Source organism: Aeromonas sp. 11P (genome assembly GCF_051920165.1).
Lineage (GTDB): Bacteria > Pseudomonadota > Gammaproteobacteria > Enterobacterales > Aeromonadaceae > Aeromonas > Aeromonas veronii.
Window position 1 is genome coordinate 823,003 of sequence record NZ_JBQBDJ010000004.1, and the last position, 22,860, is coordinate 845,862.

A 22,860-nucleotide genomic window follows, 5' to 3' on the forward strand; every position below is an offset into this window, starting at 1 on the left:
CGGTTCCCTCTTTTCGTTCATGTTGAGGTTACAGCAAATGTGCCGCTCAGGCGCGCTTCTCTTCCAGCCAGGCCCCCTGACTTTGCATCTCGAACAGCTGGGCATAGTGACCGCCGAGGGCCATCAGCTCGCTGTGGCTGCCCCGCTCGCTCACCTGACCGCGTGAGAGCAGCAGGATCTCGTCCGCATCGACGATGGTCGAGAGGCGGTGGGCGATGGCGATGGTGGTGCGGCCGCGCCGTGCCGCCGCCAGCGCTGAAGAGAGGGCCAGTTCGGTCTGGGAGTCCACGCTGGCGGTCGCTTCATCCAGAATGAGGATGCGCGGATCCCCCACCAGCGCGCGGGCAAAGGAGAGCAGTTGCCGCTGACCGGCGGAAAGGTTCTTGCCCCCCTCCTCCATCAGGGTGTTGATCCCCTGTGGCAGGCTGCGCACAAACTCGGCCAGTTGCACCTCGCTCAGCGCCTGCCAGAGCCGCGCCTCATCTATTCCGGCGCGGCCAAGACGCAGGTTCTCGGCCAGGGTGCCGACGAAGATAAAGGGATCCTGCTGTACCAGCCCGATGCTGCGGCGCACCGCCGCCAGCGACAGGGTATCCAGAGCGTGATCATCGAAGCGGATCTGCCCCTGATCCAGCGGATAGAAGCCCATCAGCAGGCTGATGATGGTGGACTTGCCGCTGCCGGTATGGCCCACCAGCGCCAGCATCTGGCCCGGTTTTGCGGTAAAGCTGACCTCCCGCAGCACCGGCTGCTCAGCATCGTAGGAGAAGCTCACCCGCTCGAAACTGACCCGCCCTTCCAGCGGGCGCAGCTCGCCGTCGGTGCTTTCGCGGGTTTCATCGAGCAGGGCAAAGACCCGCTCCCCCGCCACCATCGCCTGCTGCAGCTGGTTGAGCTGGTTGGTCATCTCGATGAGCGGCTCGATCATCCGCCCCAGATAACTGATAAAGGCGTAGAGCACCCCCACCTGAATGGCTCCCGCGTGGCTCCCCCCCTCGTGGGCAAACAGCGCCAACAGGCCGATCAGCACCATCATGTAGAAGAGATCGATGAGCGGACGCAGCAAGATGCCGTTGATCTTGAGGCTCTTGATCCGTGCCGCCCAGTGCTGCTGGTTCACCTCGGCAAAGGCGTTGGCAAAGTGGCGCTCCTGCACCATGGCCTGGATCACCGGCATCCCCTGCAGCGACTCGTTGAGGCGGCTGTTGATGTCGGAGAGCAGACTGCGGGTTGCTCGCACCACCGGCACGCTCAGCTTCTGGTAGAGCCACATCACCCCGCCCACCGCAGGCAGCAACAGGGAGCAGACCAGCATCAGCCGCAGATCCAGCAGCGCCATGGAGATGAGGATGCCGCACAGCAGCACCACCTTTTGCACCAGCAAGCCGATCACCTGCACATAGAGGTTCATGATCGCCTCGGTGTCGTTGGTGATGCGGGAGATGAGCGAGCCGGAGCGATGCTTGTCAAAGTAGCGGGCTGGCAAGCGGATAGCGGTAGCAAATACCTGCTCGCGCAAAGTTTGCACCACCGCCTGGGCAATGCGATTGAAGCGCAGGGATTGCAAATAGAAGCCCGCCGCCGAGAGCACCTGCAAGCCCAGATAGCCCACCGCAATCAAAGCAATGGTGGGCAGCACGATATTGCGTGGCGCCAGATAGTCATCGATAAAAAACTTGATCAGCAGCGGCCCGGCCACTTCGGCGCCGGTGGCAAGCAGCAGGCAAATCCCCGCCTGGATCAGCCAGCGAGGATAGCGGGCGCAGTAGGCGAGCAGTCGTTTAATAGTCGGATTCACAGGCTCTCCTCCACCGCTTCTTCGAGACGCTGGTAACGCACCATATCTGCATACCAGCCATTGTGCGCCATCAGGGTACCGTGATGGCCCCGCTCGCTGATGGCGCCCTGCTCCAGCACCAGGATCTCGTCGGCCTGCTCCACCGCCGTCATGCGATGACTGACCAGGATCAGAGTGCGACGATGGGCTTTCAGGGCGTGCAGAATTTGCTGCTCGGTGTGGGCATCCACCGCCGAGAGGGCATCATCGAGCACCAGAATGGGCGCCTCCAGCAGCAAAGCGCGGGCAATGGCCAGCCGCTGTTTCTGGCCGCCGGAGAGGGTCACCCCCTTCTCCCCGACCTCGGTTTCATAGCCCTTGGGGAAACGCACGATATCATCGTGGACACAGGCAATGCGCGCCACCCGTTCGACCTCCTCGCGGCTCGCATCGGGTTTACCGAGGGCAATATTGGCGGCGATGGTGGTGGAAAACAGGAATGGCTCCTGCGGCACATAGGCAAACTGGCTACGCAGAGTACCGAGCGACAGCTGCTCAATCGGTACTCCCCCCATGGCAATCGAACCGTGAGTCGGATTGGCAAGGCGCATCAGCAGCTTGAGCAGGGAACTCTTGCCTGCCCCGGTGCGCCCCACCACCCCGAGCATCCCCCCTTGCTTGAGGGTAACGTCGATATCCGCAAGCAGGGTGCGCGGCTCGAGTTGATAGCTCACCCCTTTGATCTGCAAAGGAAAGGCAGAGGTAAACACCGCCGGCTGAGCGGGCTCTTCGATATCGCTGCGCTCCCCAAGCAGGCTTTCGATACGGGAGTAGGCGGCGCTACCCCGCTCGATGATGTTGAACAGCCAGGCGATGGCAAACATCGGCCAGATCAGCTGGCCGAGGTACATGGTGAAGCTGGTGAGCTCACCCAGAGTCAGCTCATCGCGCAGCACCAGCACACTGCCCCCCGCCACCGCGAGGAAGTAGGAGCAACCGATACAGAGATAGATGACCGGATCGAATTTGGCATCGATGCGGGCCACCGCCATATTGCGCTCCCCCGCCTGTTTGGTCAGCTCGGCAAAGCCTTCATCTTCCAGCGATTCAACCGCATAGGATTTCAATACTCGCACGCCGGAAAGGGCCTCCTGGGTCTTGTTGTTGAGCTTGGAGAAGGCCCCCTGCGCTGCCTTGAACTGGGTGTAGATCTGGGTGCCGAAGCGGTTCATGAAATAGGCCATCACCGGCAGCGGCAGCAAGGAGACCAGCGTCAACTGCCAGGAGTACTGGCTGCACATGATGGAGAGCACCAATACCCCGACCATGATGGAGTCCACCAGAGTCAGCACCCCTTCGCCAGCGGTCATCTCCACAGCCTGAATGTCATTGGTGGCATGGGCCATCAAATCGCCAGTACGGTGGCGCTGATAAAAATCTGGGCTCATCCGGGTGAAATGACTGAACAGGCGATTGCGCAACACATAGGCCAGACGGTAAGAGGCACCGAACAGCATCACCCGCCAGACGTAGCGCAGCAGATAAATCAGCACACCCAGACCAAACAGCCCCGCCAGATAGCGCATCAGGGTACCATTGTCGAGACCGCCCTTGGTGATGCCATCCACCACCCAGCCCACCACTTTGGGCGGAATCACGGTCAACAGGGCCACCATCAGCAGCAGGGAGATGGCTGCCAGATAACGGGGCCACTGCTCCTTGAAAAACCAGCTCAATCGTAAAAATACGCTCACACCACCAACCTTTAGCGCTCTCTGCCCGTGACCGCTCCAAGGAGCGGCCATCAGAGAAGCCACGCAGAAATAGAAGAATGAAAACAATCGCCTCCGGCTGGAGGCGATTCGAACGAAAGCTCATCATATCCCGAACCGAAATGGTTGAGAATAATTACTATTTAATTCACTGTGACATGCGATCATCCCCCGATGAATAGGGATTATACGAATTTTCATACTGCTCACCGGTCAACAAGAAGTGTGACACCTCTTCCCGGGTCTGACTGAACACCTGCTGTAACTGCTCCAGATCCGCCTCGCTCAGCACCTCGTTTTGCCGCAGGCGCCACTCCAGTTCGCCGGCCACCAGCTGCAGACGGGCCGCCGAAATATTGGCCGAGACCCCCTTGAGGGTGTGCAGCAACTTGCTGGCCACCTCGGGTTGCTGACGGCGCAGGGCGGAGCGGATCTCCCACAGATCGTCCTTGTGCTCCGACATGAACAGCTTGAACAGGATCTGCAATGCCTCCTTGTCCTGGTCCAGCCGCTTGAGGGCATCCTGCAGACCGAGGATCCCCATCATATCCGGCGGTTTCACCTCCATGATCCCCGCCTGCTCCACCCCTTGCGGCTTCACCCACTGCAGCAGGTTGTTGTAAAGATCCAGCTTGCTCACCGGCTTGGTGACGTAACCATTCATCCCCACCCCCAAGCAACGCTCCTTGTCACCGGGCATGGCGCTGGCGGTGAGGGCAATGATGGGCACATCGTGCTTGTCGACCATCTTGCGGATCTGGCGGGTGGCATCGAGCCCGTCCAGCACCGGCATCTGCAGGTCCATCAGGATCACGTCAAAAGGCTGCTCGGCGACCCGCTCCACCGCCTCGCGACCATTGTTGACCACGCACACCACCGCATCGACCCGCCGCAGATACTCGACGATCAACTGCTGATTGACCCGGTTATCTTCCGCCAACAGCACTCGGGTACCCTGCAACAGGGATGTGAAATGCTGCTGATCCCCCTGCGCCTCGGCCTTGCGCAGGTTGAGCTCGTAGGAGCTGCCGTTGAGCAGCTCATCCACTTTGGCCAGCAGGGCATTTTCAGTCATCGGCTTGGGCAAAAAATGGGTCAGCCCCATGCTGTCCATCCTGGCGTGTAGCCCCTCTCTGGCCCAGGCACTGATCATCAGGATGGGGATCCGCCGCCACTGGCTGTGCTGATACATCTCCAGCGCCAGATCGAGCCCATCCTCCTGACCCATGCGCCAGTCGAGGATCGCCAACCGCAGATTCTGTCCCTCTTCACGGAGCAACTGACGGGCACGGGAAAGGGAGTTAACCGGCAGCACCCGCACTCCCGCGCGAGTCAGGATGTCCCGGGCCAGATCCAGCACCAGTTCGTTGTCATCCATCACCATCACCAGCGGCTGGTTTTCGAAGAAAACTTTCCGTCCAGCCACGCCGTAGACCGCCTGCGCCATCGGGATATCAAACTGGAACAGGGAGCCTACGCCTGGCTTGCTCTGGACAATGATCCGCCCCCCCATCAGCTCCACCAGCCGCTGGGAGATATTGAGACCCAGACCCGAGCCGCCATATTTGCGGGTATTGCCCGCCTCCAGTTGGGTAAACGCCTGAAACAGCTGGCTCTGCTTCTCTTCGGCAATGCCGATGCCGGTATCGCGCACACTGAAGCGGATCCGCATTGGATGGGAGTTGGCCAGCTCGATGGAAATGTCGACTTCACCGCGTTCGGTAAACTTGATGGCGTTGTTCACCAGATTGACCAGCACTTGCCCCAGCCGCAGGGGATCCCCACGCAAGAAGACCGGCACCTCTGGCGATGCGCGAATGATCACCTCCACATGTTTACGCTCCGCCAGATCGGCAAACATCCCCGCCATTGAGTCGAGCAGCTCGCTGAGATCGAAGTCGATCTCCTCCAGCGTCAGCTTGCCGGACTCCACCTTGGTCAAATCAAGGATGTCGTTGATCAGCAGCAGCAAGGTATCGGATGAGGATTTGATCTTGCCCAGATAGTCCCGTTGTTGCTGATCCAGCTCGGTCTGCAGTGCCAGCGAGCTAAAACCTATGATGGCATTCATGGGGGTACGGATCTCGTGGCTCATATTGGCCAGAAAATCGCTCTTGGCCTGGGCTAGCAAGCCGGTTTGACGCGACAGCTCGCTCAGTTTCTGGTTGCGGCGCCACAGGGTGAAGGCCACCAGCACGAAGCAAATCAAGGCTCCGCACAGTACCATCAGATAGAAGCGGCTCATCAAAGAGGCGGCGCGATCCAGCTTGTCGATCTTCCAGCGCTCCAGACTCTCGACCACATGCATGTCGATGAGCTGGTAACGCAAGGTGTGATAAGCCATCACCTGCTGACTCATGTCCTTGCTCAGGCGGATCAGGGTAGCGATATCTGGCAGGTCGCCATAACGGGATTGCAACTGCTGCTGCAACTGGCCGAGCGCAGTCTGTTCGCGCTTGTCCCAACTGCGCTGCAGATAGTTGCTCAGCTGCGCCAGCTCCTCTACATCTCGATGCAACGCACTGTCTGACAGGCTTATCTCGCGCACCTTTTTAATCTGGGCCTGCAGGGGCGCATTGATATACTCAATGGCCATCTCTATGGCATGGAGCTTGGCAAGCGCCATCAGATAGGAATCCATGTCCTCAAGCAGTGCCTGGGAGAGCTCGTCTTGCACCAGCTCGGGATCGCTTCTGACCTTGCGTACAAAGCCGTCAAGGGTGATAGATAGCTGGTCCAGGCGCTGCTGGACATTGCTGTCATTGGCCTGCTCCCGCCCAAGCAGATAGACGGTATCGACGTTGATCCGGTTCAGCACCACCTCGGCGGCTTCGTTCAGGTCATGGGCCTGTTGCTGCTGACTGAGCGACTGCCAGCAGTAGCCCGAAAAGGCGAGCAGCAGGGCAACGATCAGCCCTGGCACGGCACGGTTTTTCCGTGATCCTTTATTCATCCCGTCTCGACTCTCATCTGGTGGTCGCTGAATAATCCGGTTAGGCAATGCACCCTGGGGGGAATTATCCACTCCCGCCGGTCACTGTGTTACCGTGATTGCTCTGATATTTCGCTATTGTTTCGTGATTGCTTCATTCTGGCCCCTCATCATATCCTCGGTCAGAGCAGATCTAGAAGGAACCAATTATGTCATTTGTCACTACTTATTGTAGCCACTGCTTCACCAGGAACCGCCTGCCCGTTACCCATATCGATACATCCGCCAAATGCGGGCACTGCAAGGCCCCCCTGTTCAGCCAGACCCCTTGCCTCGGGAAGGTGGATAACTTCGATACCCTGATCAACTCAGATATCCCGGTCGTGGTCGATTTCTGGGCCAGTTTGCGGCCCCTGCCAGCAGTTTGCCCCGGTATTTCATGATGTTGCCCATGAGCTCGAACCACGGATACGCTTTGTCAAAGTCGATACCGAGCAGCAGAGCACCATTGCCGCCCGTTACGCCATTCGCAGCATCCCCACCTTGATGGTCTTCAAACAGGGAAAACTGGTGAACCAGATAAATGGCTCCTTGCCCAAGAGCATGTTCAAGCAATGGCTGGAACAGTTCATGGATGTTTGATTTATATTTCGCACATGTTTTATTTATGTGTTCATTTCCTCATTTTTATCAATGAGTATGTGAGTAGAGGCTGATTTTCAACATGTGAGTCTGTTTCAAACAATTGAATGGATGTAATCTCGGCAACACAAAAACAACCATAAATTAACCGAGAGAACATTATGCACACATCAGCTGTACCCTCTGCTCCATCTCGCTGGCTGGACATCAAATCAGGGATCGTCATCCTGGATGTTTTGCTACTTTGTGCCATGCTCGCCTGCTCCCGTTTGACCCCATGGTCAACAAGGGGCTGGGCATTCTGGTCTTTATCGCCATCCTCTGGCTGACCGAAGCGCTGCACGTCACCATCACCGCGCTGCTGGTACCCCTGCTGGCTACCGTGCTCGGGGTGTTTGACATGAGCAAATCCCTCACCGATTTTGCCAACCCGATCCTGTTCCTCTTTTTTGGCGGTTTCGCCCTCGCGGCAGCCCTCTCAAAACAGGGACTGGATACCCTGATGGCAGGCAAGGTGATGCACCTGGCCAATGGTCATCTGGGTTGGGGCGTCATCCTGCTCTTTACCATCACAGCCGCCATGTCGATGTGGATCAGCAACACCGCTACCACCGCCATGATGCTGCCACTGGCGATCGGTATGCTGGCACGCCTCGATAGCAAAAAAGAGCGCGCCACCTTCGTCTTCGTATTGCTGGGGATCGCCTACAGCGCCAGTATCGGCGGCATCGGTACCTTGGTGGGTAGCCCACCCAACGCCATCGCAGCCGCCCAGATGGGGATTGGCTTCACTGACTGGATGAAATTCGGTGTTCCAGTCGTGCTGATCCTGATGCCCTGCGGCATTGCCCTGCTCTATCTGGTGACCCGCCCGCGTCTCAGCCACCGCGTCGAGATCCAGGATGTCACCATCAACTGGACACGCGAGCGTAAAGTGACGCTGGCAATCTTCCTGACCACCGTTGTGCTCTGGATCGGCTCACAACCCATCTCCAACGCCTTTGGCGGTATTCCGCAACTCGACACCCTGATTGCCATGGGCGCCATCGTTGCCATCGTGGTCAGCCGTGTCGCCAGCTGGGATGACGTCAACCAGAACACCGACTGGGGCGTGCTGATGCTGTTTGGCGGCGGTCTGACCCTGAGCGCCATTCTCAAGGCCACTGGTACCAGTGCCTTCCTGGCCAGCCATCTGTCGGCCGTACTCTCCAACGCCAATATTTTTGTTGTGTTGCTTATGCTGGCCGCCTTCGTGGTATTCCTGACCGAACTGGTTTCCAACACCGCCACCGCCGCGCTGTTGGTTCCCCTGTTTGCCGGTGTCGCCGAGGCGCTGGGTGTATCACCTGTGGTGATGTCGGTGTTGATCGCTATCGGTGCCTCCTGTGCTTTTATGCTGCCGGTCGCCACGCCGCCCAATGCCATCGTCTTTGCCAGTGGCCATATCCGCCAGAGGGAGATGATGAAAGCCGGGATGGCTCTGAACGTTGTCTTTACCGTGTTGCTCGCCCTGCTGGCCTACTTCGTTGGCGACATCCTCTGATCCTGCTCCCCCCAATAAACAAAAACCCCCGCATTGCGGGGGTTTTCTCATTTATGAATCCGATTAGCCGATGTTGCAGGCCTTCAGATCCCAGATCCGATCCACATAGTCCTGAATGGAGCGGTCGGAGTTGAACTTGCCCATGGTGGCCGAGTTGATGATGGCCTTCTTCGCCCACAGTGCCGGATCCCGATACCAGGTATCGATCAGCTTGTGGGCATCCGAGTAGGACTGGAAGTCCGCCAGGGTCAGGTAAGGGTCTCCCCCTTCCAGCAAGGAGCGCTTGATGGAGGCCAGCTCACCCGGACGACCAGGCGTGAAGTAGTCGGTATCAAACCAGTCCAGCACGGCTTTGAGCTCGGAGTTGGCATAGTAGAAGTCGTACGGGTTGTAACCGCGCGCCTTCAGCGACTTCACTTCGTCCACGTTCAGACCGAAGATGGCACAGTTTTCGGCACCCGCCTCTTCAGCGATCTCGATGTTGGCTCCATCCAGCGTCCCGATGGTGATTGCACCGTTGAGTGCCATCTTCATGTTACCGGTACCTGATGCTTCATAACCTGCAGTAGAGATCTGCTCGGAGACATCTGCAGCCGGGATCAACTTCTCGGCCAAACTCACGCGGTAGTTCGGCATGAACACCACTTTCAGCTTGCCCTGGATACGAGCGTCGTTATTGACCCGATCCGCCAGCTTGTTGATGGCATAGATGATGTCTTTGGCCAGCTTGTAACCGGGCGCCGCTTTGGAGCCGAAGATAAACACGCGCGGGTGCATGTCATAGTCCGGGTTGGCCAGCAGGCGGCGATAGAGCGCCATGATGTGAATGAGGTTCAGCTGCTGGCGCTTGTACTCGTGCAGACGCTTGATCTGAACGTCAAAGATCGCCTCGGCACTGACATCAATACCTGTTTCGTCTTTGATGACCTTGACCAGCTTCTCTTTGTTATGACGCTTGATGGTCATGAACTGCTGCTGGAACGCCTTGTCGTCGGCAAATTTCACCACGCCACGCAGTTTGTCCAGTTGCAGCGGCCACTCCTTGCCCACTACTTCGTTGTAGAGGCCAGCCAGTTCCGGGTTGCACGCCAGCAGCCAGCGACGTGGGGTCACGCCGTTGGTCACGTTGCACATCTTTTCCGGCCACAGCTCGGCATACTCGGGGAAGAGATCTTCCTTCACCAGCTTGGAGTGGATCTCGGCCACACCGTTCACTTTGGACGAACCGATCACGCACAGGTTGCCCATGCGAACCTTGCGTACATCACCCTCTTCGATGATGGAGAGCTTGGCCTTGATGGCATCGTTGCCCGACCACTTGGGCTCGACCAGCTCGTTCAGGAAGCGGGCGTTGATCTCGTAAATCACTTCCAGATGGCGAGGCAGTACTTTCTCGAACAGGCTGACCGACCACTTCTCCAGCGCTTCCGGCAGCAGAGTGTGGTTGGTATAAGAGAAGACCTGATAGCAGATGGCCCAGGCGGCATCCCAGTTCAGCCCCTCTTCGTCCACCAGCACACGCATCAGTTCCGGGATGGCGACAGTCGGGTGAGTATCGTTGAGCTGAATGGCAATTTGCGCGGCAAAGTTGCTGAAGTCACTACCATGGACCCGCTTGTAGCGGCGCATGATGTCCTTGATGGAGCAAGCACAGAAGAAGTACTGCTGGATCAGACGCAGCTCTTTACCTGCATCGGTCTCATCGTTCGGATACAGCACCTTGGAAATGGTCTCGGCCTGGGCTTTCTCAGCCTGGGAGTCGATGTAACCACCGGCGTTGAACACGTCCCAGTCGAAAAACTCGGAGGCGCGGGATTCCCACAAACGCAGGATGTTGACGGTGTGACCGCCAAAACCGACCACCGGAATATCCCAAGGCACCCCTTTAATCTTGCGACCGGCGTGCCATACCTTCTTCAGGCCGCCATTGTCACCAAACACGGTCTCGACGTAGCCATAGAGCGGCACTTCTTGCACCGACTCGGGGCGGCAGATCTCCCAGGGGTTGCCATATTCACGCCAAGAGTCCGGACGCTCGATCTGGCGGCCATCCTGAATTTCCTGACGGAACAGACCGTGTTCGTAGTGGATACCGTAACCAACCGCCGGATAGTTCAGAGTGGCCAGCGAGTCGATAAAGCAGGCAGCCAGACGACCCAGGCCGCCGTTGCCAAGTGCCATGTCCGGCTCTTGTTCGCACAGGTCGGTCAGTTCCAGACCGAGTTCGCCCAGCGCCTCTTCGCAAGTCTTGTAGAGGGAGAGGTTGTGCAGGTTGTTGGAAGTCAATCGTCCCATCAGGAATTCAGCAGAGAGATAGTGAATCGCACGAGTATCTTTCTTGAAATGAGTCTGCTGAGTGCGGGTCAGGCGCTCGTACACCTGTTCATTGACAGCCGCAGCAGTGGCTTTCCACCACGCTTCGGGAGAGGCTTTCTGTTCGCTTGTTCCCAAGGTAGAACGCAGGTGACGCACGATACTCGCCTTGAGCTGATCTTTATCCAGTTGGAGATCCTGGTCTGTCTTCTTCTTGGTAGCCATAAACCATATTCCTTCGTTACAAATAAGATTGTTATCCCGCTTGCGGGACCGGCGCTGTTGTTATCTCAAAATATGTACCGGCGTGAGAATACTAACTAAAGCGGCAGAATTAAAAGTTAACGCAAGTCACACTTTAACCGATAAAAACAGCCTGAAAAGCTTGAAAACCCTTTCCTTTAATTGATCGCACAAAAACAAACATTCCCTTTATTATCATAAACTTAATGAAATAATAAAAATATTCTGGCATGAATAGGTTTTCAGAGATTGCCAAGCCTTGAAAATCCCTGAAAATAGGCAGCAAGACGGCACATTGAAACCGGTTTCAATGTGCCTGAAAAATTACCGTATAAATATGAAGCAATCATTGCACCCTTAAAGATGTGCCTTGAACTGATTACTCAATGGATCGTAATGGTACCCAATCTGATCCAGACGCCCTGCCAACTGCTCTTCACTCATATCATAATAGGCCAGCAACTCCTCCAACCCGTCGCACTCAAGCCTTAGCTTCTCATTGATAATGCCCAGCAAGATGTTGGCATCAAGACGTTGCAAGGTACTGATATCCATGGCGGCACCTCCTGTAAATGACCTGTATAACCATGGGCGGTTACGCAAGGTTTGTCCATAGTACGAAAAACACCCAGTCTGTTTTATGTTAAATAGTCTTTAAAAACATAACCTTACTAACGACACATGCCAACGCCATCACATTATTCAGCAAAAACACCTTGTCACTGCCACAGGATAGAACTACTGTATGCACATACAGCTTGGATATTCATACAGGAACCCTATATATGAACCAGCCCCTGCAGCCACAGCCCTTTGCGATGAATCGTGTCATGAGCAAGCCCTGGCCAACCAGAACCGCCTGCAAAGCGGAGTTGGCTCATTATGGTGTGACTATCCAGTCTGATGATCAGTTTCTGAGCGAGCTGACAAAGCTTGGGGAGGTTCATACCGGCTGGATCTTGTTGATCGCCCCGCCGGGACGCCCCACAGTCAGCCGTCTGGAAGAGCGAGGTATCGATCCCAAGAGAGTGCTGGTGGTACATAGCCCCAAAATCAAGAACTGGCAGCAAACTCTGGAGCGCAGTCTGGGCAATGGTCACTGCGCCGCCGTATTTACCTGGCTACCCGAGCAGATCGAACTGGATCACGTCAAACTGCAGCGACTGGGACAGCAATCTGGCGTACTCACCCGCTTCTTTGGCGCAAAACGGACTAACCCTGGGGCACCTCTGCTAGCCTATGCAGAGCAAGATATCTATCTCAATCATTAAGACAAAAAACAAAGCTCATACAGGCTCTCCAACGGGTCGCAGTGACAAAAGGGGCACAAACAAAATATGTGCCCAACGGCTTTATCTGAGAAACAAGCGTGCCACAGCCTGACGGCAGGCATCGGAGATCATTTGGCCCTGCTTGCTGCAAGCAGACAAACGTCAGAAGATGTGACGGATACCGAAGCAGAAGCAGAAGCAGAAGCAGAAGCAGAAGCAGAAGCAGAAGCAGAAGCAGAAGCAGAAGCAGAAGCAGAAGCAGAAGCAGAAAGTAAAACCTGAAGTGGACAATCATGCAGCCCAAGTATTCAAACCTGTGGGGCTAACTGCCCACCAGCGAACCCGTTTGAGCAATATGATGAGACTTAGAGTCATTGCATTCATTCGACCTGATCACGACAATTTGCCCGCCGGAGTGACCCTCTCCTTGAAATAACGGGTAACAAGGGGTATAACCACGCGTTTTATCAGGTGTAATAAGTGAGCGGTATGATGCAATCCCCCTTTTGGCAGACCAAGAGTCTGCAGCAGATGACTGAATCCGAATGGGAATCCCTCTGCGATGGTTGCGGAAAATGCTGCCTCAACAAGCTGATCGATGAAGATACCGACGAACTGGTTTTCACCAATGTCGCCTGCAATTTGCTTAACACCAAGACCTGTCAGTGCTCTGATTACGCCAATCGTTTCAAAAAAGAGCCTGACTGTCTGCAGATCACCCATGACAAGATCGCCGAATATGACTGGCTCCCCTCAACTTGCGCATATCGCCTGCTGTCTGAAGGTGACGCTCTTCCAGAGTGGCATCCTCTGCTGACCGGCAGTCGTTCTGCGATGCATCAGGCTGGTCAATCCGTCCGTGGCAAAGTCATTCACGAGGATCAGGCGGGTGAATGGATCGACCACATCATCACTTGGGCCAGCTGACACGCTCAACCCGCTATTCTCCAGAGGCAAGGGCTGCACAATGTGCAGCCCTTGTTGTTTCTGCAAGCAGGGTTTGTAGCTTCACACATATCTGGCTGGCTAAACCAGACCCCCTCCCAGCTGCGCATTGAGAGAGACAGAGACAGAGACAGAGGCAGAGGCAGAGACAGAGGCAGAGGCAGAGGCAGAGGCAGAGGCAGAGGCAGAGGCAGAGGCAGAGGCAGAGGCAGAGGCAGAGGCAGAGGCAGAGGCAGAGGCAGAGGCAGAGGCAGAGGCAGAGGCAGAGGCAGAGGCAGATAATGATTCCATAGTCACAGGCTTATGGGTATTGCTTGATACTCGCGATGGCGCCTCTGTTCACCCCTTAATCCTCTTCAAATACCTAGTAACAACTGTTGTGGTTGCGATGGAACTGGGGGCGATTCACAGGGGATGATTATTCCCCTGAATCGCACGCATAAAAAAACCGGCGCCTTGGCGCCGGTTTTTGCTCACTATGTCTCGATTACAGAGAAGCAGTGAAGGTACGGGTGATGACGTCTTGCTGTTGCTCTTTGGTCAAAGAGTTGAAGCGAACGGCATAACCGGACACACGGATGGTCAACTGCGGATATTTTTCCGGGTTTTCCATGGCATCCAGCAGCATTTCACGGTTCATCACGTTCACGTTCAGGTGCTGACCACCCTCTACGTTGGATTCGTGGTGGAAGTAACCGTCCATCAGGCCAGCCAGGTTGGCTTTCTGGGCTTCCATATCTTTACCCAGTGCATTCGGAACGATGGAGAAGGTATAGGAGATACCATCTTTAGCGTAAGCGAACGGCAGCTTGGCAACGGAAGTCAGGGATGCAACAGCACCTTTCTGGTCACGACCGTGCATCGGGTTGGCACCCGGGCCGAACGGAGCACCGGCACGACGGCCATCCGGGGTGTTACCGGTCTTCTTGCCATATACCACGTTGGAGGTGATGGTCAGAACAGACTGGGTAGCAACAGCACCACGGTAGGTGTTCAGCTTCTGAATCTTCTTCATGAAGCGCTCAACCAGGTCACAGGCGATATCATCGACGCGAGCGTCGTTGTTACCGAACTGCGGGTATTCGCCTTCGATTTCGAAGTCGATGGCAACGCCATCTTCGTCACGAATCGGCTTGACCTTGGCGTACTTGATGGCAGACAGGGAGTCAGCGGCTACAGACAGACCAGCGATACCACACGCCATGGTGCGATATACGTCACGGTCGTGCAGCGCCATCAGAGAGGCTTCGTAGCTGTACTTGTCGTGCATGTAGTGGATGATGTTCAGCGCAGCAACGTATTGCTTGGCCAGCCAATCCATGAAGTGGTCCAGACGATCCATTACGTCGTTGTAGTCGAGGTACTCGGACTTGACCATCTCGGTTTTCGGACCGACCTGGATCTTGAGCTTCTCGTCCATACCACCGTTGATTGCATACAGCATGGTCTTGGCCAGGTTGGCACGAGCACCGAAGAACTGCATCTGCTTACCAACGATCATCGGGGATACACAGCAAGCGATGGCGTAGTCATCGTTGTTGAAATCCGGACGCATCAGATCGTCGTTCTCGTACTGAACGGAAGAGGTCTCGATGGAGACCTTAGCACAGTACTTCTTGAAACCGACCGGCAGCTTCTCGGACCACAGGATGGTCAGGTTCGGCTCAGGGGACGGGCCCATGGTGTACAGGGTGTTCAGCATACGGAAGCTGTTCTTGGTGACCAGAGTACGGCCATCAACGCCCATACCAGCCAGGGTCTCGGTCGCCCACATCGGGTCGCCGGAGAACAGTGAATCGTATTCTGGAGTACGCAGGAAGCGAACCATACGCAGCTTCATGACCATGTGGTCCATCAGCTCCTGGGCTTCTTGCTCGGTGATCAAGCCTTTTTGCAGGTCACGCTCGATGTAGATATCCAGGAAGCTGGAGGTACGACCGAAGGACATGGCTGCACCGTTCTGGGACTTGACTGCCGCCAGGTAGGCGAAGTAGGTCCACTGTACGGCTTCTTTAGCGTTCTTGGCCGGTACGGAGATATCGCAACCGTACTTGGCAGCCATCACCTTCATCTGTGCCAGGGCACGGTGCTGCTCGGAGATCTCTTCGCGCAGACGGATGGTGGCTTCCAGGTTGACGCCGTTTTCCAGGTCAGCTTGCAGGGACTTGAACTGGGCCAGTTTGTCGGCCATCAGGAAGTCAACACCGTACAGAGCAACACGACGGTAGTCACCGATGATACGGCCACGGCCGTAGGCATCCGGCAGACCGGTGATAACACCAGACTTACGGCAGTTCAGGATGTCTTTGGTGTAAACGTCAAACACGCCCTGGTTGTGAGTCTTGCGGTATTCGGTGAAGATCTTCTCGACCATCGGGTCCAGTTGACGACCGTACACTTCGCAAGAAGTTTTAACCATCTTGATACCGCCGTTGGCGATGATGGCGCGCTTCAGCGGCTTGTCAGTCTGCAGACCAACGATCTGCTCCAGGCTCTGATCGATATAACCGGCATCGTGTGCGGTAATGGTGGAGGGCAGGTCAGTATCAAAATCAACCGGCGCATGAGTGCGGTTCTCGATTTTGATCCCTTCCATGACCTTGTCCCACAGCTTGGTGGTCGCTTCGGTCGCGCCAGCCAGGAAGGACTCGTCACCTTCATACGGGGTGTAGTTCTTCTGGATGAAGTCACGGGTGTTGACAGAGGTCTGCCATTCACCGGCCGCGAAGCCTTCCCATGCTTTTTGGAACTGTTCGTTAAGTTCTGCCATTTTTCATTACCTCACACGGTATTGATGTAGTATCCCGCAATCATCCTTAATGATGACGACGGAAGATAAACCAGTAAGTCAGACCAACCATCACGCCACCACCGATGATATTGCCGATGGTCACGGGGATGAGGTTGTGTAGGACGAAGTTGGATACGGTCAGGTCAGCAAAGGTTGCCGGATCCTGGCCGATGGCCTGCCAAAATTCCGGACTAGCCACGCTGTGGATAGCGATACCAACCGGAATCATAAACATGTTTGCAATGCTATGCTCGAAACCTGAGGCAACGAACATGGCAACCGGCAGCAGCATAACCACTACCTTGTCAGTCGCGCTGCGGGCACCAAAAGCCATCCAGGCAGCAAGACATACCATCAGGTTACAGAGGATACCCAGCGCCACCGCTTCGAAGAAGGTGTGGTGAATTTTGTGTTGGGCCACTTTGAGGGCGTTAAGGCCCCACTGACCATCTGCTGCCGTGTACTCTGCAGAAACGATGATCAGCGCCACCATCAACAGACCACCAATCAGGTTACCGAAGTAGACCAGACCCCAGTTCTTGAGCAGCTGAGCCCAGCTGATACGATTGGCAGCCTTGGCCACCAGCGTCAGGGTGGTGGAGGTGAACAGCTCGGCACCGAGCAGCACACAGAGAATAAGTCCGAGAGAGAAGCAGAGACCGCCCACCAACTTGGCCATCCCCCAAGGCATGGAGCCGGTTCCGGTCGTCACTGTGATGTAGAAGATAAATGCGATGGCGATGAAAGCGCCTGCGGTGATGGCCAGTGGAATGACCTTGTATGCCGGCTTGGTAGCCTTGGCATAGGTGATGTCTTCAGCCAGTGCAGCGATGGCTTCGGGCTTGAGACAATCGAATGGAGATTCAGCTTTCAATTATTTTCTACCTGAATGTTTTGCCTGTTGAAATCATAACAAAGGGCCAAATAGCCAAAATTGACATTGATCAAGTTTATCAGAGTGCGAATGTAATTTTACTACAAATATTTCAGTGCGATGGCTACGCCACTTTACACCAGGTATCAGCTGAAACAGAATTATCACATTTTTAATGCAATGATTTTAAAGAATTTATTTTCGATCATGGAAATATGGTATTGGCAAGATATCTTTGCAGATCGACAGCACATCCGCTGCCCTGCCATCAACCCCCTTAGGGGTATTTTTTGTTTTTTATTTCATCTTTGAATAACAATCCCGTGCCTTGCCGCACGATAAACAGAAGGGGCCACACGGCCCCTTCCTTTACAGCAACGATCACGCCCAGTGATGGGCTCGCTTGGCCTTCTGCAGCTTCTCGTAGGCCGCCAGCAGCTTCTGGTGCAGCGGGAACTGGGAGAGCGACAGGTCGGCCGCCTCCAGACCGTGGAAGCGAGCTTCGCCACTGGCGTTGGCCCATGCCTGTGCCAGCGTCTCTTCGCCATACATGCGAGTGAAGACGGCGCGATACTGCTCCGGATCCCGCTCCTCATCGAGGAACAACTCGACACAAGCGCGCAGGGCGCGGTAGTAACTGGCACGCTCGGCAGTGAACACCGACTGGTTGAACTCCATGGTCCAGTCGATGAGATCCAGTGCGGTCTCCAGCTCACCTGCGGCCAGCGCCAGCATGGCTTTCAGCTCGCCAACGCGCAGGGTGTGCAGCGCGGTACCCTTGGCAGCGGCGATGCCCAGCAGCTCGCGTACACGGGTACGCTCGTCGTGCCCCTCTTCATCCAGTTGATCAAACAACGCCATGTACTGCTCGGCATCCCAATCAAGTGATGGCAGTGCCAGGATCACTTCGCGCAGGTTGGCGCCCATGTTGTTGTTGGCCAGCAGCAGATCTTCGGCCGGATAGATGTCGGACATGCCGGGCACCAGAATGCGGCAGGCGTAGACACCCAGATGCTCGTAGTCGGCGATATAGACCGGCTGCTCCAGCTCGTGGAAGATGCCGATCAGGTGATCAAACTCCTCCTGCGAGGTACCGCGAAAGTCCCAGTCGGCAAACTCGAAGTCCGCATCCTGCTTGAACAGATCCCAGCTGATAAGGCCCGAGGAGTCGATGAAGTGGGTCTCGAGGTTGTGGTGATCCGCCACCTGCTCGTTGTCGAATGACGGCGGCACGAACACGTCGAGATCCTTGAGACCACGGCCCTGCAGTAGCTCGGTGACGGTCCGCTCGAAGGCCACTTCGAAGCGCGGGTGAGCACCGAAGGAGGCAAAGCAGGTGCCGTTGCTCGGGTTGAGCAGCACCACACAGATGACCGGATAGCGGCCACCCAGGGAGGCATCGAAGCTGTAAATGGGGAAGCCTTCCGCTTCGAGGGCTGCGATGGAGGCGGCAATCCCCGGATAACGGGCAATCACCTCGTCCGGGATCAGCGGCAAGCTGATGGCTTCTGCGATGATCTTGTTCTTCACGTGGCGCTCGAACACCTCGGAGAGCGCCTGGGTGCGCGCTTCAGTCTTGGTGTTGCCAGCGCTCATGCCGTTGGAGACATAGAGGTTGCCGATGATGTTCATCGGGATATAGACGGTCTCGTGATCGGACTGGCGCTCGAACGGCAGCGCGACGATACCGCGCTCTTCGTTGTTTGACTGCAGATCCACCAGCATGTCGGCGGTCACTTCACCGTCCGGGTTGTAGAACTTGCGGGTGAAGCTGTCGAGAGACCGGCCGGGAACTGGTCACCCTCGATGGGGAACCACTTTTCGTTCGGGTAGTGAACGAAATCGCCGTTGGCGACCTGCTCGCCCAGATAGAAGTCGGCGAAGAAGTAGTTGGTGGAGAGACGCTCAAAATATTCGCCAAGGGCGGAAGCGAGGGCCGCCTTCTTGCTGGCACCCTTGCCGTTGGTGAAGCAGAGGGGGCACTCTTTGTCCCGAATATGCACCGACCAGACGTTCGGCACAGGGTTGAGCCAGGAGGCCTCTTCGATATCAAACCCTAAGGCTTGCAGCTTGGTCTGGAAGCGTTCGATGGAGTCTTCCAGCGCCGCGTCCTTGCCGGGAATAAAAGTGTGGTCAGTCATCACGATATCCTGATTTTTATTGGCTCATGTTCGGCCGCAGATAATAGCAGGGGTCGGCCGCTTTGGCAGGACAAAAATCAGCAAAGAGGGATGAGTCACACGTTGAGAAACCGGCTTGTCCCCTCTCCTCCGCCACAAACAGCGCGGGCCCGGGGATTGCCCGGGCCCGCTGGTTACGCGACGCGATAAACCGTCAGAGCTGCTTGCCCTGGCTCGCAATCACCTGGCTGTACCAGTGGAAGCTCGCTTTCTTGATCCGGCGAAGGGAGCCCCCCTGCTCGTCACGCTCCACATAGACGAAGCCGTAGCGCTTCTGATAGCCATTGAGCCAGCTCAGGATGTCGGTGAACGACCAGGCGCAGTAGCCGAGCAGCTCTACACCATCTTGCATCGCCTCCTGGCACGCCTTGACGTGGCTGCGCAGATAATCGATGCGGTACTCATCGTTCACCTTGTCGCCCGCCTCCAGCTTGTCGAACTCGCCAAGACCGTTCTCGGTGATCATCAGCGGCAGGCCGTAACGGGAAGAGAGGCGACGCAGGGCGATGCGCATCCCGGTCGGATCGATGGCCCAGTCCCAGTTGCTGGTTTCCAAGTGCGGATTGGGCGCCGTCTTGTAGAGGCCCGGGATGCCGCTCGATGGTGTAGTGCCCTTCTTACCGGTGGTGTTGATCCGCTGTAGGGTCTGACCGCCCAAGGGGTTATCGGTGTAAGTCAGGGTGTAGTAATAGTTGACGCCGATGTAGTCGGGCGTCCCCTCTCGCAGCAGCTCCATATCGCCCGGCAGGATCTCTGGCGCCTCTCCGTTTTCTCGCAAGTAAGCGAGCGCCGCCTGCGGATAGCGGCCAAAACAGTAAGCATCCAGCCACCAGAGGTTGTTGAACTCCTCGGCGTTCTCATAGGCCAGCATATCTTTCGGGTCGCACGACGCCGGATAGGCAGGGGAATAGGCAAAGCTCGGGCCAATCAAGCCATTCGGCACATGCTGGCGAAACGCCTTGATAGCACGGGCATTGGCCAGAAATGCGATGTGGTTGGCGGCGAAGAAGCGCTTGCGATCCTGCACAGCGGGCGGATGGGTGCCGAGCTGATAGGCATTGGTCAGGTTGTAGTTCTGCTCGTTAAGCGACACCCAGTACTTCACCTTGCCGGCAAAGCGCTGATAGAGGGTCACGCAGTAGCGCTCGAAATCCTCGATAATGCGTCGGTCTTCCCAGCCGCCGTATTCGTCCTGCAGCGCCTGGGGCAGATCCCAGTGATAAAGGGTCAGTACCGGCTCGATCTTATGGGCCAAGAGGGTGTCGATCAGCTTCTCGTAGAAGGCCAGACCCGCCTCGTTCACCTCACCGCGACCGGTGGGATAGATGCGTGGCCAGCTCACCGAGAAGCGGTAAGCCTTGAGCCCCATCTCGGCCATCAGCGCCACGTCCTCTTCCATGCGGTGGTAGTGATCCACCGCCACATCGCCGTTGCTCCCCTCAAAGGTCTTGCCCGGCAGCTTGGTGAAGAGATCCCACACCGAGGGCCCCTTGCCATCGGCATTCCAGCCCCCCTCCACCTGATAGGCAGCGGAGGCGGCGCCCCACAGAAAATCGCTCGGGAAGTCGTTGAACTTGTGGTGATGCATCTGGTGTTGCTCCTTCTGCGCTGATGGTATCAGCCATCTCTGATAACTTGGCGCCCCCTGTCGGGGTGCCCGAAATGAATTGGCATAAGCATCTATCACTTCTAAAATTCCGTCCAATGACAAATATGACCACTCAACATTCCCAACAGGAATGAAAGGAGCCCTGATGGAGCTACGGGATCTGAAAGCCTTCGTCACTCTGGGGGAGGTGCTGCACTTCGGCCAGGCGGCGGTGCGCCAGCACGTTACCCAGTCGGCCCTCAGCAAACAGATAAGGCGGCTGGAGGAGGAGCTGGGAGGCGAGCTGTTCGAGCGCAACGCCAGTACCACTCGCCTCACCGGACTGGGCAGGGCGCTGTATGAAGATGCCCGCGCTGTGGTCATCCAGAGTGAGCAGCTCTCGCGCACCGCCCGCGACGTGCTGGCGGGCAATGTCGGCACCCTGCGTATCGGCTTTGGCGTAGCCACCAAGATCCTGGTGCCCGCCGCCATCGCCCGCTTTCGCGCCGAGCGGCCGCAAGTGACCATAGAGCTCAACGATCTCTCCACCCACCACCAGTTGCTGGCGCTCAGTGAAGGCAAGCTGGATCTCGGTTTTTGCCGCCTGCCCGCCCCCAAGGGGTGGCACGCCCTGCCGGTGGTCGAAGCCCACTTTGTCGCCGTGCTGCCCGCCAGCTACCGCGATGTGAGGGAATTGGCGGATCTGGTGGACAAGCCTCTGGCGATCCTGCGTCGGGACAAGGCCCCGTCGTTTTACGATCACCTGATGAACTATCTGGCCCAGAGCGGGCTGCGTTTTCGCGATATCCAGTACGTCAACGACTTCGCCGCAGGCGTCGCCACCGCGGCGGCAGAGATCGCCTGGACCCTGGTCCCCTCCTCCACCACCATAGAGCACCCGGATGTACTCACCCTCCCCCTTAGAGATGGGGAAGCCTGCTGGACCATTGGCCTTATCCGTCCGCCCCACAGCAAGGGGCCCTTGATCGATGCCTTCTGGGCAACCATCTCTGATATGACGCCAAGATAGACACGCCGTTGGCAAACAGCAGATGGCGGCAACGCATCAACGATAGCGCTCGACGATACGCGCCAACTCGCCGCTTTGCCGCAGCTGTTGCAGGGCTCGGTTGAACTCGGTTATCCGGGTATTGAAGCGGGAGTGCTTACCGATGCAGAGATTGAACGGGGTAGAGGCAAGTTGCAGCGGCACCTCGACCACCTGCCCGGACAATCCAAGCTGGTTGAGTTTGAAACGTGCCACCAGTGGGTCGGTCACCATCAGATCCCCCCGACCCGCCGCCAGCATTTTGAAAACGTTATCAACATTGATGGTGTGATGAACGGTGAAGCCCGCCAGGTTCTCCTTGCCCCAGCCGTTACCGAAATAGTCGAGAAAGGTAAGTGATTTAAAGTCGCTCAAGCGGCTGGCACGCTGAAATTCCGCCATGCGGGGATGGGCACGCTGGGTAAAAATGGTTAGCACAGTGGTGGTGACCGGCTCTTCCACAACCAGGGTATAGCTGCGCCGCTCCCGGGTGGCGATGGTCACGAAGCCATCGGCCTGCGCCATCCGCACCAGTTTTTGCGCCCGTTGCCACGGATAACCTTCATGGCGCACCCGCAGCCCCATCTGCGCAACCACCCGATCCATCACGTCGATCATCAGCCCGCGCATATTGCCCTGTTCGTCACGCCACGAATATGGGGCAAAGTCGTCAAAGTAGACCATCTTCAACTCGGCCGCTGGCGCCGCCCAGACACTCTGCCACATCAGCAATCCCCACAGGATTGCGCTCACCAGACTGACTCTCATGGCCGCGACTCCATCCACTCCTGCCAACTCTGAGCCTAGTGCAAAGCAGGCTGCAGCAAGGTTCAGGATCCTGTGGAAACAGTGGCCAACGAAAAAAGAGAGAGGAAGCAGCGGCTTCCCCTCTCTCGTTCGTTTTTCAGCACGCCACCTTACGATGGCGGTCACGGCTTACC

Annotated in this window: 14 protein-coding genes and 3 pseudogenes; 7 read left to right on the top strand and 10 right to left on the bottom strand. The window is 56.7% G+C overall.

The window, feature by feature from the left end; all coding sequences use genetic code 11:
- Positions 1 to 46 precede the first annotated feature (46 nt).
- The 3 genes from ACTG1P_RS03935 to ACTG1P_RS03945 all read right to left on the bottom strand — a co-directional run bounded on the left by ACTG1P_RS03935 (position 47) and on the right by ACTG1P_RS03945 (position 6,502).
- Entirely contained in the window at positions 47 to 1,798 is a 1,752-nt protein-coding gene (locus ACTG1P_RS03935; protein ID WP_440000541.1) for an ABC transporter transmembrane domain-containing protein, read from the bottom strand.
- Complete coding sequence (locus ACTG1P_RS03940) at positions 1,795 to 3,531, bottom strand: ABC transporter transmembrane domain-containing protein (protein ID WP_440000542.1); 1,737 nt, start codon at positions 3,529 to 3,531, stop codon at positions 1,795 to 1,797. Before ACTG1P_RS03940 ends, ACTG1P_RS03935 begins: the two co-directional genes overlap by 4 nt.
- Before the next feature lie 166 nt (positions 3,532 to 3,697).
- A complete protein-coding gene (locus tag ACTG1P_RS03945) occupies positions 3,698 to 6,502 on the bottom strand; it encodes a response regulator (RefSeq protein WP_440000543.1) in 2,805 nt (934 codons plus the stop codon).
- Between the two features lie 188 nt (positions 6,503 to 6,690).
- On the opposite strand from ACTG1P_RS03945, the pseudogene trxC reads away from it, so the two are divergent.
- Positions 6,691 to 7,123: pseudogene (gene trxC / locus ACTG1P_RS03950) on the top strand (thioredoxin TrxC).
- 161 nt (positions 7,124 to 7,284) lie between these two features.
- Positions 7,285 to 8,666: pseudogene (locus ACTG1P_RS03955) on the top strand (SLC13 family permease).
- Between the two features lie 63 nt (positions 8,667 to 8,729).
- On the opposite strand, the gene ACTG1P_RS03960 reads toward ACTG1P_RS03955, so the two are convergent.
- Positions 8,730 to 11,204: a glycogen/starch/alpha-glucan phosphorylase gene (locus tag ACTG1P_RS03960; protein WP_440000544.1), complete on the bottom strand. Its 2,475-nt coding sequence runs from the start codon at positions 11,202 to 11,204 to the stop codon at positions 8,730 to 8,732.
- Positions 11,205 to 11,579: 375 nt separating this feature from the next.
- Positions 11,580 to 11,777 (bottom strand): DUF4250 domain-containing protein, encoded by a 198-nt coding sequence (locus tag ACTG1P_RS03965; RefSeq protein ID WP_005333612.1) that lies wholly within the window; start codon positions 11,775 to 11,777, stop codon positions 11,580 to 11,582.
- 230 nt (positions 11,778 to 12,007) lie between these two features.
- Between ACTG1P_RS03965 and ACTG1P_RS03970 the strand changes: the two genes are divergently transcribed.
- From ACTG1P_RS03970 to ACTG1P_RS03985, 4 genes are all read left to right on the top strand, one after another.
- Positions 12,008 to 12,493 (top strand): cell division inhibitor, encoded by a 486-nt coding sequence (locus ACTG1P_RS03970; RefSeq protein ID WP_440000545.1) that lies wholly within the window; start codon positions 12,008 to 12,010, stop codon positions 12,491 to 12,493.
- 132 nt (positions 12,494 to 12,625) lie between these two features.
- A complete protein-coding gene (locus tag ACTG1P_RS03975; protein ID WP_440000546.1) occupies positions 12,626 to 12,775 on the top strand; it encodes a hypothetical protein in 150 nt (49 codons plus the stop codon).
- 210 nt (positions 12,776 to 12,985) lie between these two features.
- The gene (locus tag ACTG1P_RS03980) at positions 12,986 to 13,420 is read left to right on the top strand and encodes a YcgN family cysteine cluster protein (RefSeq protein WP_179214438.1); all 435 of its coding nucleotides are present in this window, start codon (positions 12,986 to 12,988) and stop codon (positions 13,418 to 13,420) included.
- A gap of 127 nt (positions 13,421 to 13,547) precedes the next feature.
- Entirely contained in the window at positions 13,548 to 13,856 is a 309-nt protein-coding gene (locus ACTG1P_RS03985) for a hypothetical protein (protein ID WP_440000547.1), read from the top strand.
- Positions 13,857 to 13,925: 69 nt separating this feature from the next.
- Here ACTG1P_RS03985 and pflB read toward each other — a convergent pair whose 3' ends face one another.
- The 4 genes and pseudogenes from pflB to ACTG1P_RS04005 form a co-directional block, all read right to left on the bottom strand.
- Positions 13,926 to 16,208, bottom strand: a complete 2,283-nt coding sequence (gene pflB, locus ACTG1P_RS03990) for a formate C-acetyltransferase (RefSeq protein ID WP_005352571.1) — start codon at positions 16,206 to 16,208, stop codon at positions 13,926 to 13,928.
- Positions 16,209 to 16,254: 46 nt separating this feature from the next.
- Positions 16,255 to 17,103 (bottom strand): formate transporter FocA, encoded by an 849-nt coding sequence (gene focA, locus ACTG1P_RS03995; RefSeq protein ID WP_005333620.1) that lies wholly within the window; start codon positions 17,101 to 17,103, stop codon positions 16,255 to 16,257.
- Positions 17,104 to 17,484: 381 nt separating this feature from the next.
- A pseudogene (gene ycaO / locus ACTG1P_RS04000) lies at positions 17,485 to 19,244 on the bottom strand (30S ribosomal protein S12 methylthiotransferase accessory factor YcaO).
- A gap of 193 nt (positions 19,245 to 19,437) precedes the next feature.
- Positions 19,438 to 20,871, bottom strand: coding sequence for a glycoside hydrolase family 1 protein (locus ACTG1P_RS04005; protein ID WP_440000548.1), 1,434 nt, complete (start codon positions 20,869 to 20,871; stop codon positions 19,438 to 19,440).
- Between the two features lie 166 nt (positions 20,872 to 21,037).
- Between ACTG1P_RS04005 and ACTG1P_RS04010 the strand changes: the two genes are divergently transcribed.
- Entirely contained in the window at positions 21,038 to 21,901 is an 864-nt protein-coding gene (locus tag ACTG1P_RS04010) for a LysR family transcriptional regulator (protein WP_139459526.1), read from the top strand.
- Between the two features lie 36 nt (positions 21,902 to 21,937).
- Here ACTG1P_RS04010 and ACTG1P_RS04015 read toward each other — a convergent pair whose 3' ends face one another.
- Positions 21,938 to 22,687, bottom strand: a complete 750-nt coding sequence (locus tag ACTG1P_RS04015; RefSeq protein ID WP_440000549.1) for a substrate-binding periplasmic protein — start codon at positions 22,685 to 22,687, stop codon at positions 21,938 to 21,940.
- Positions 22,688 to 22,860: the final 173 nt, after the last annotated feature.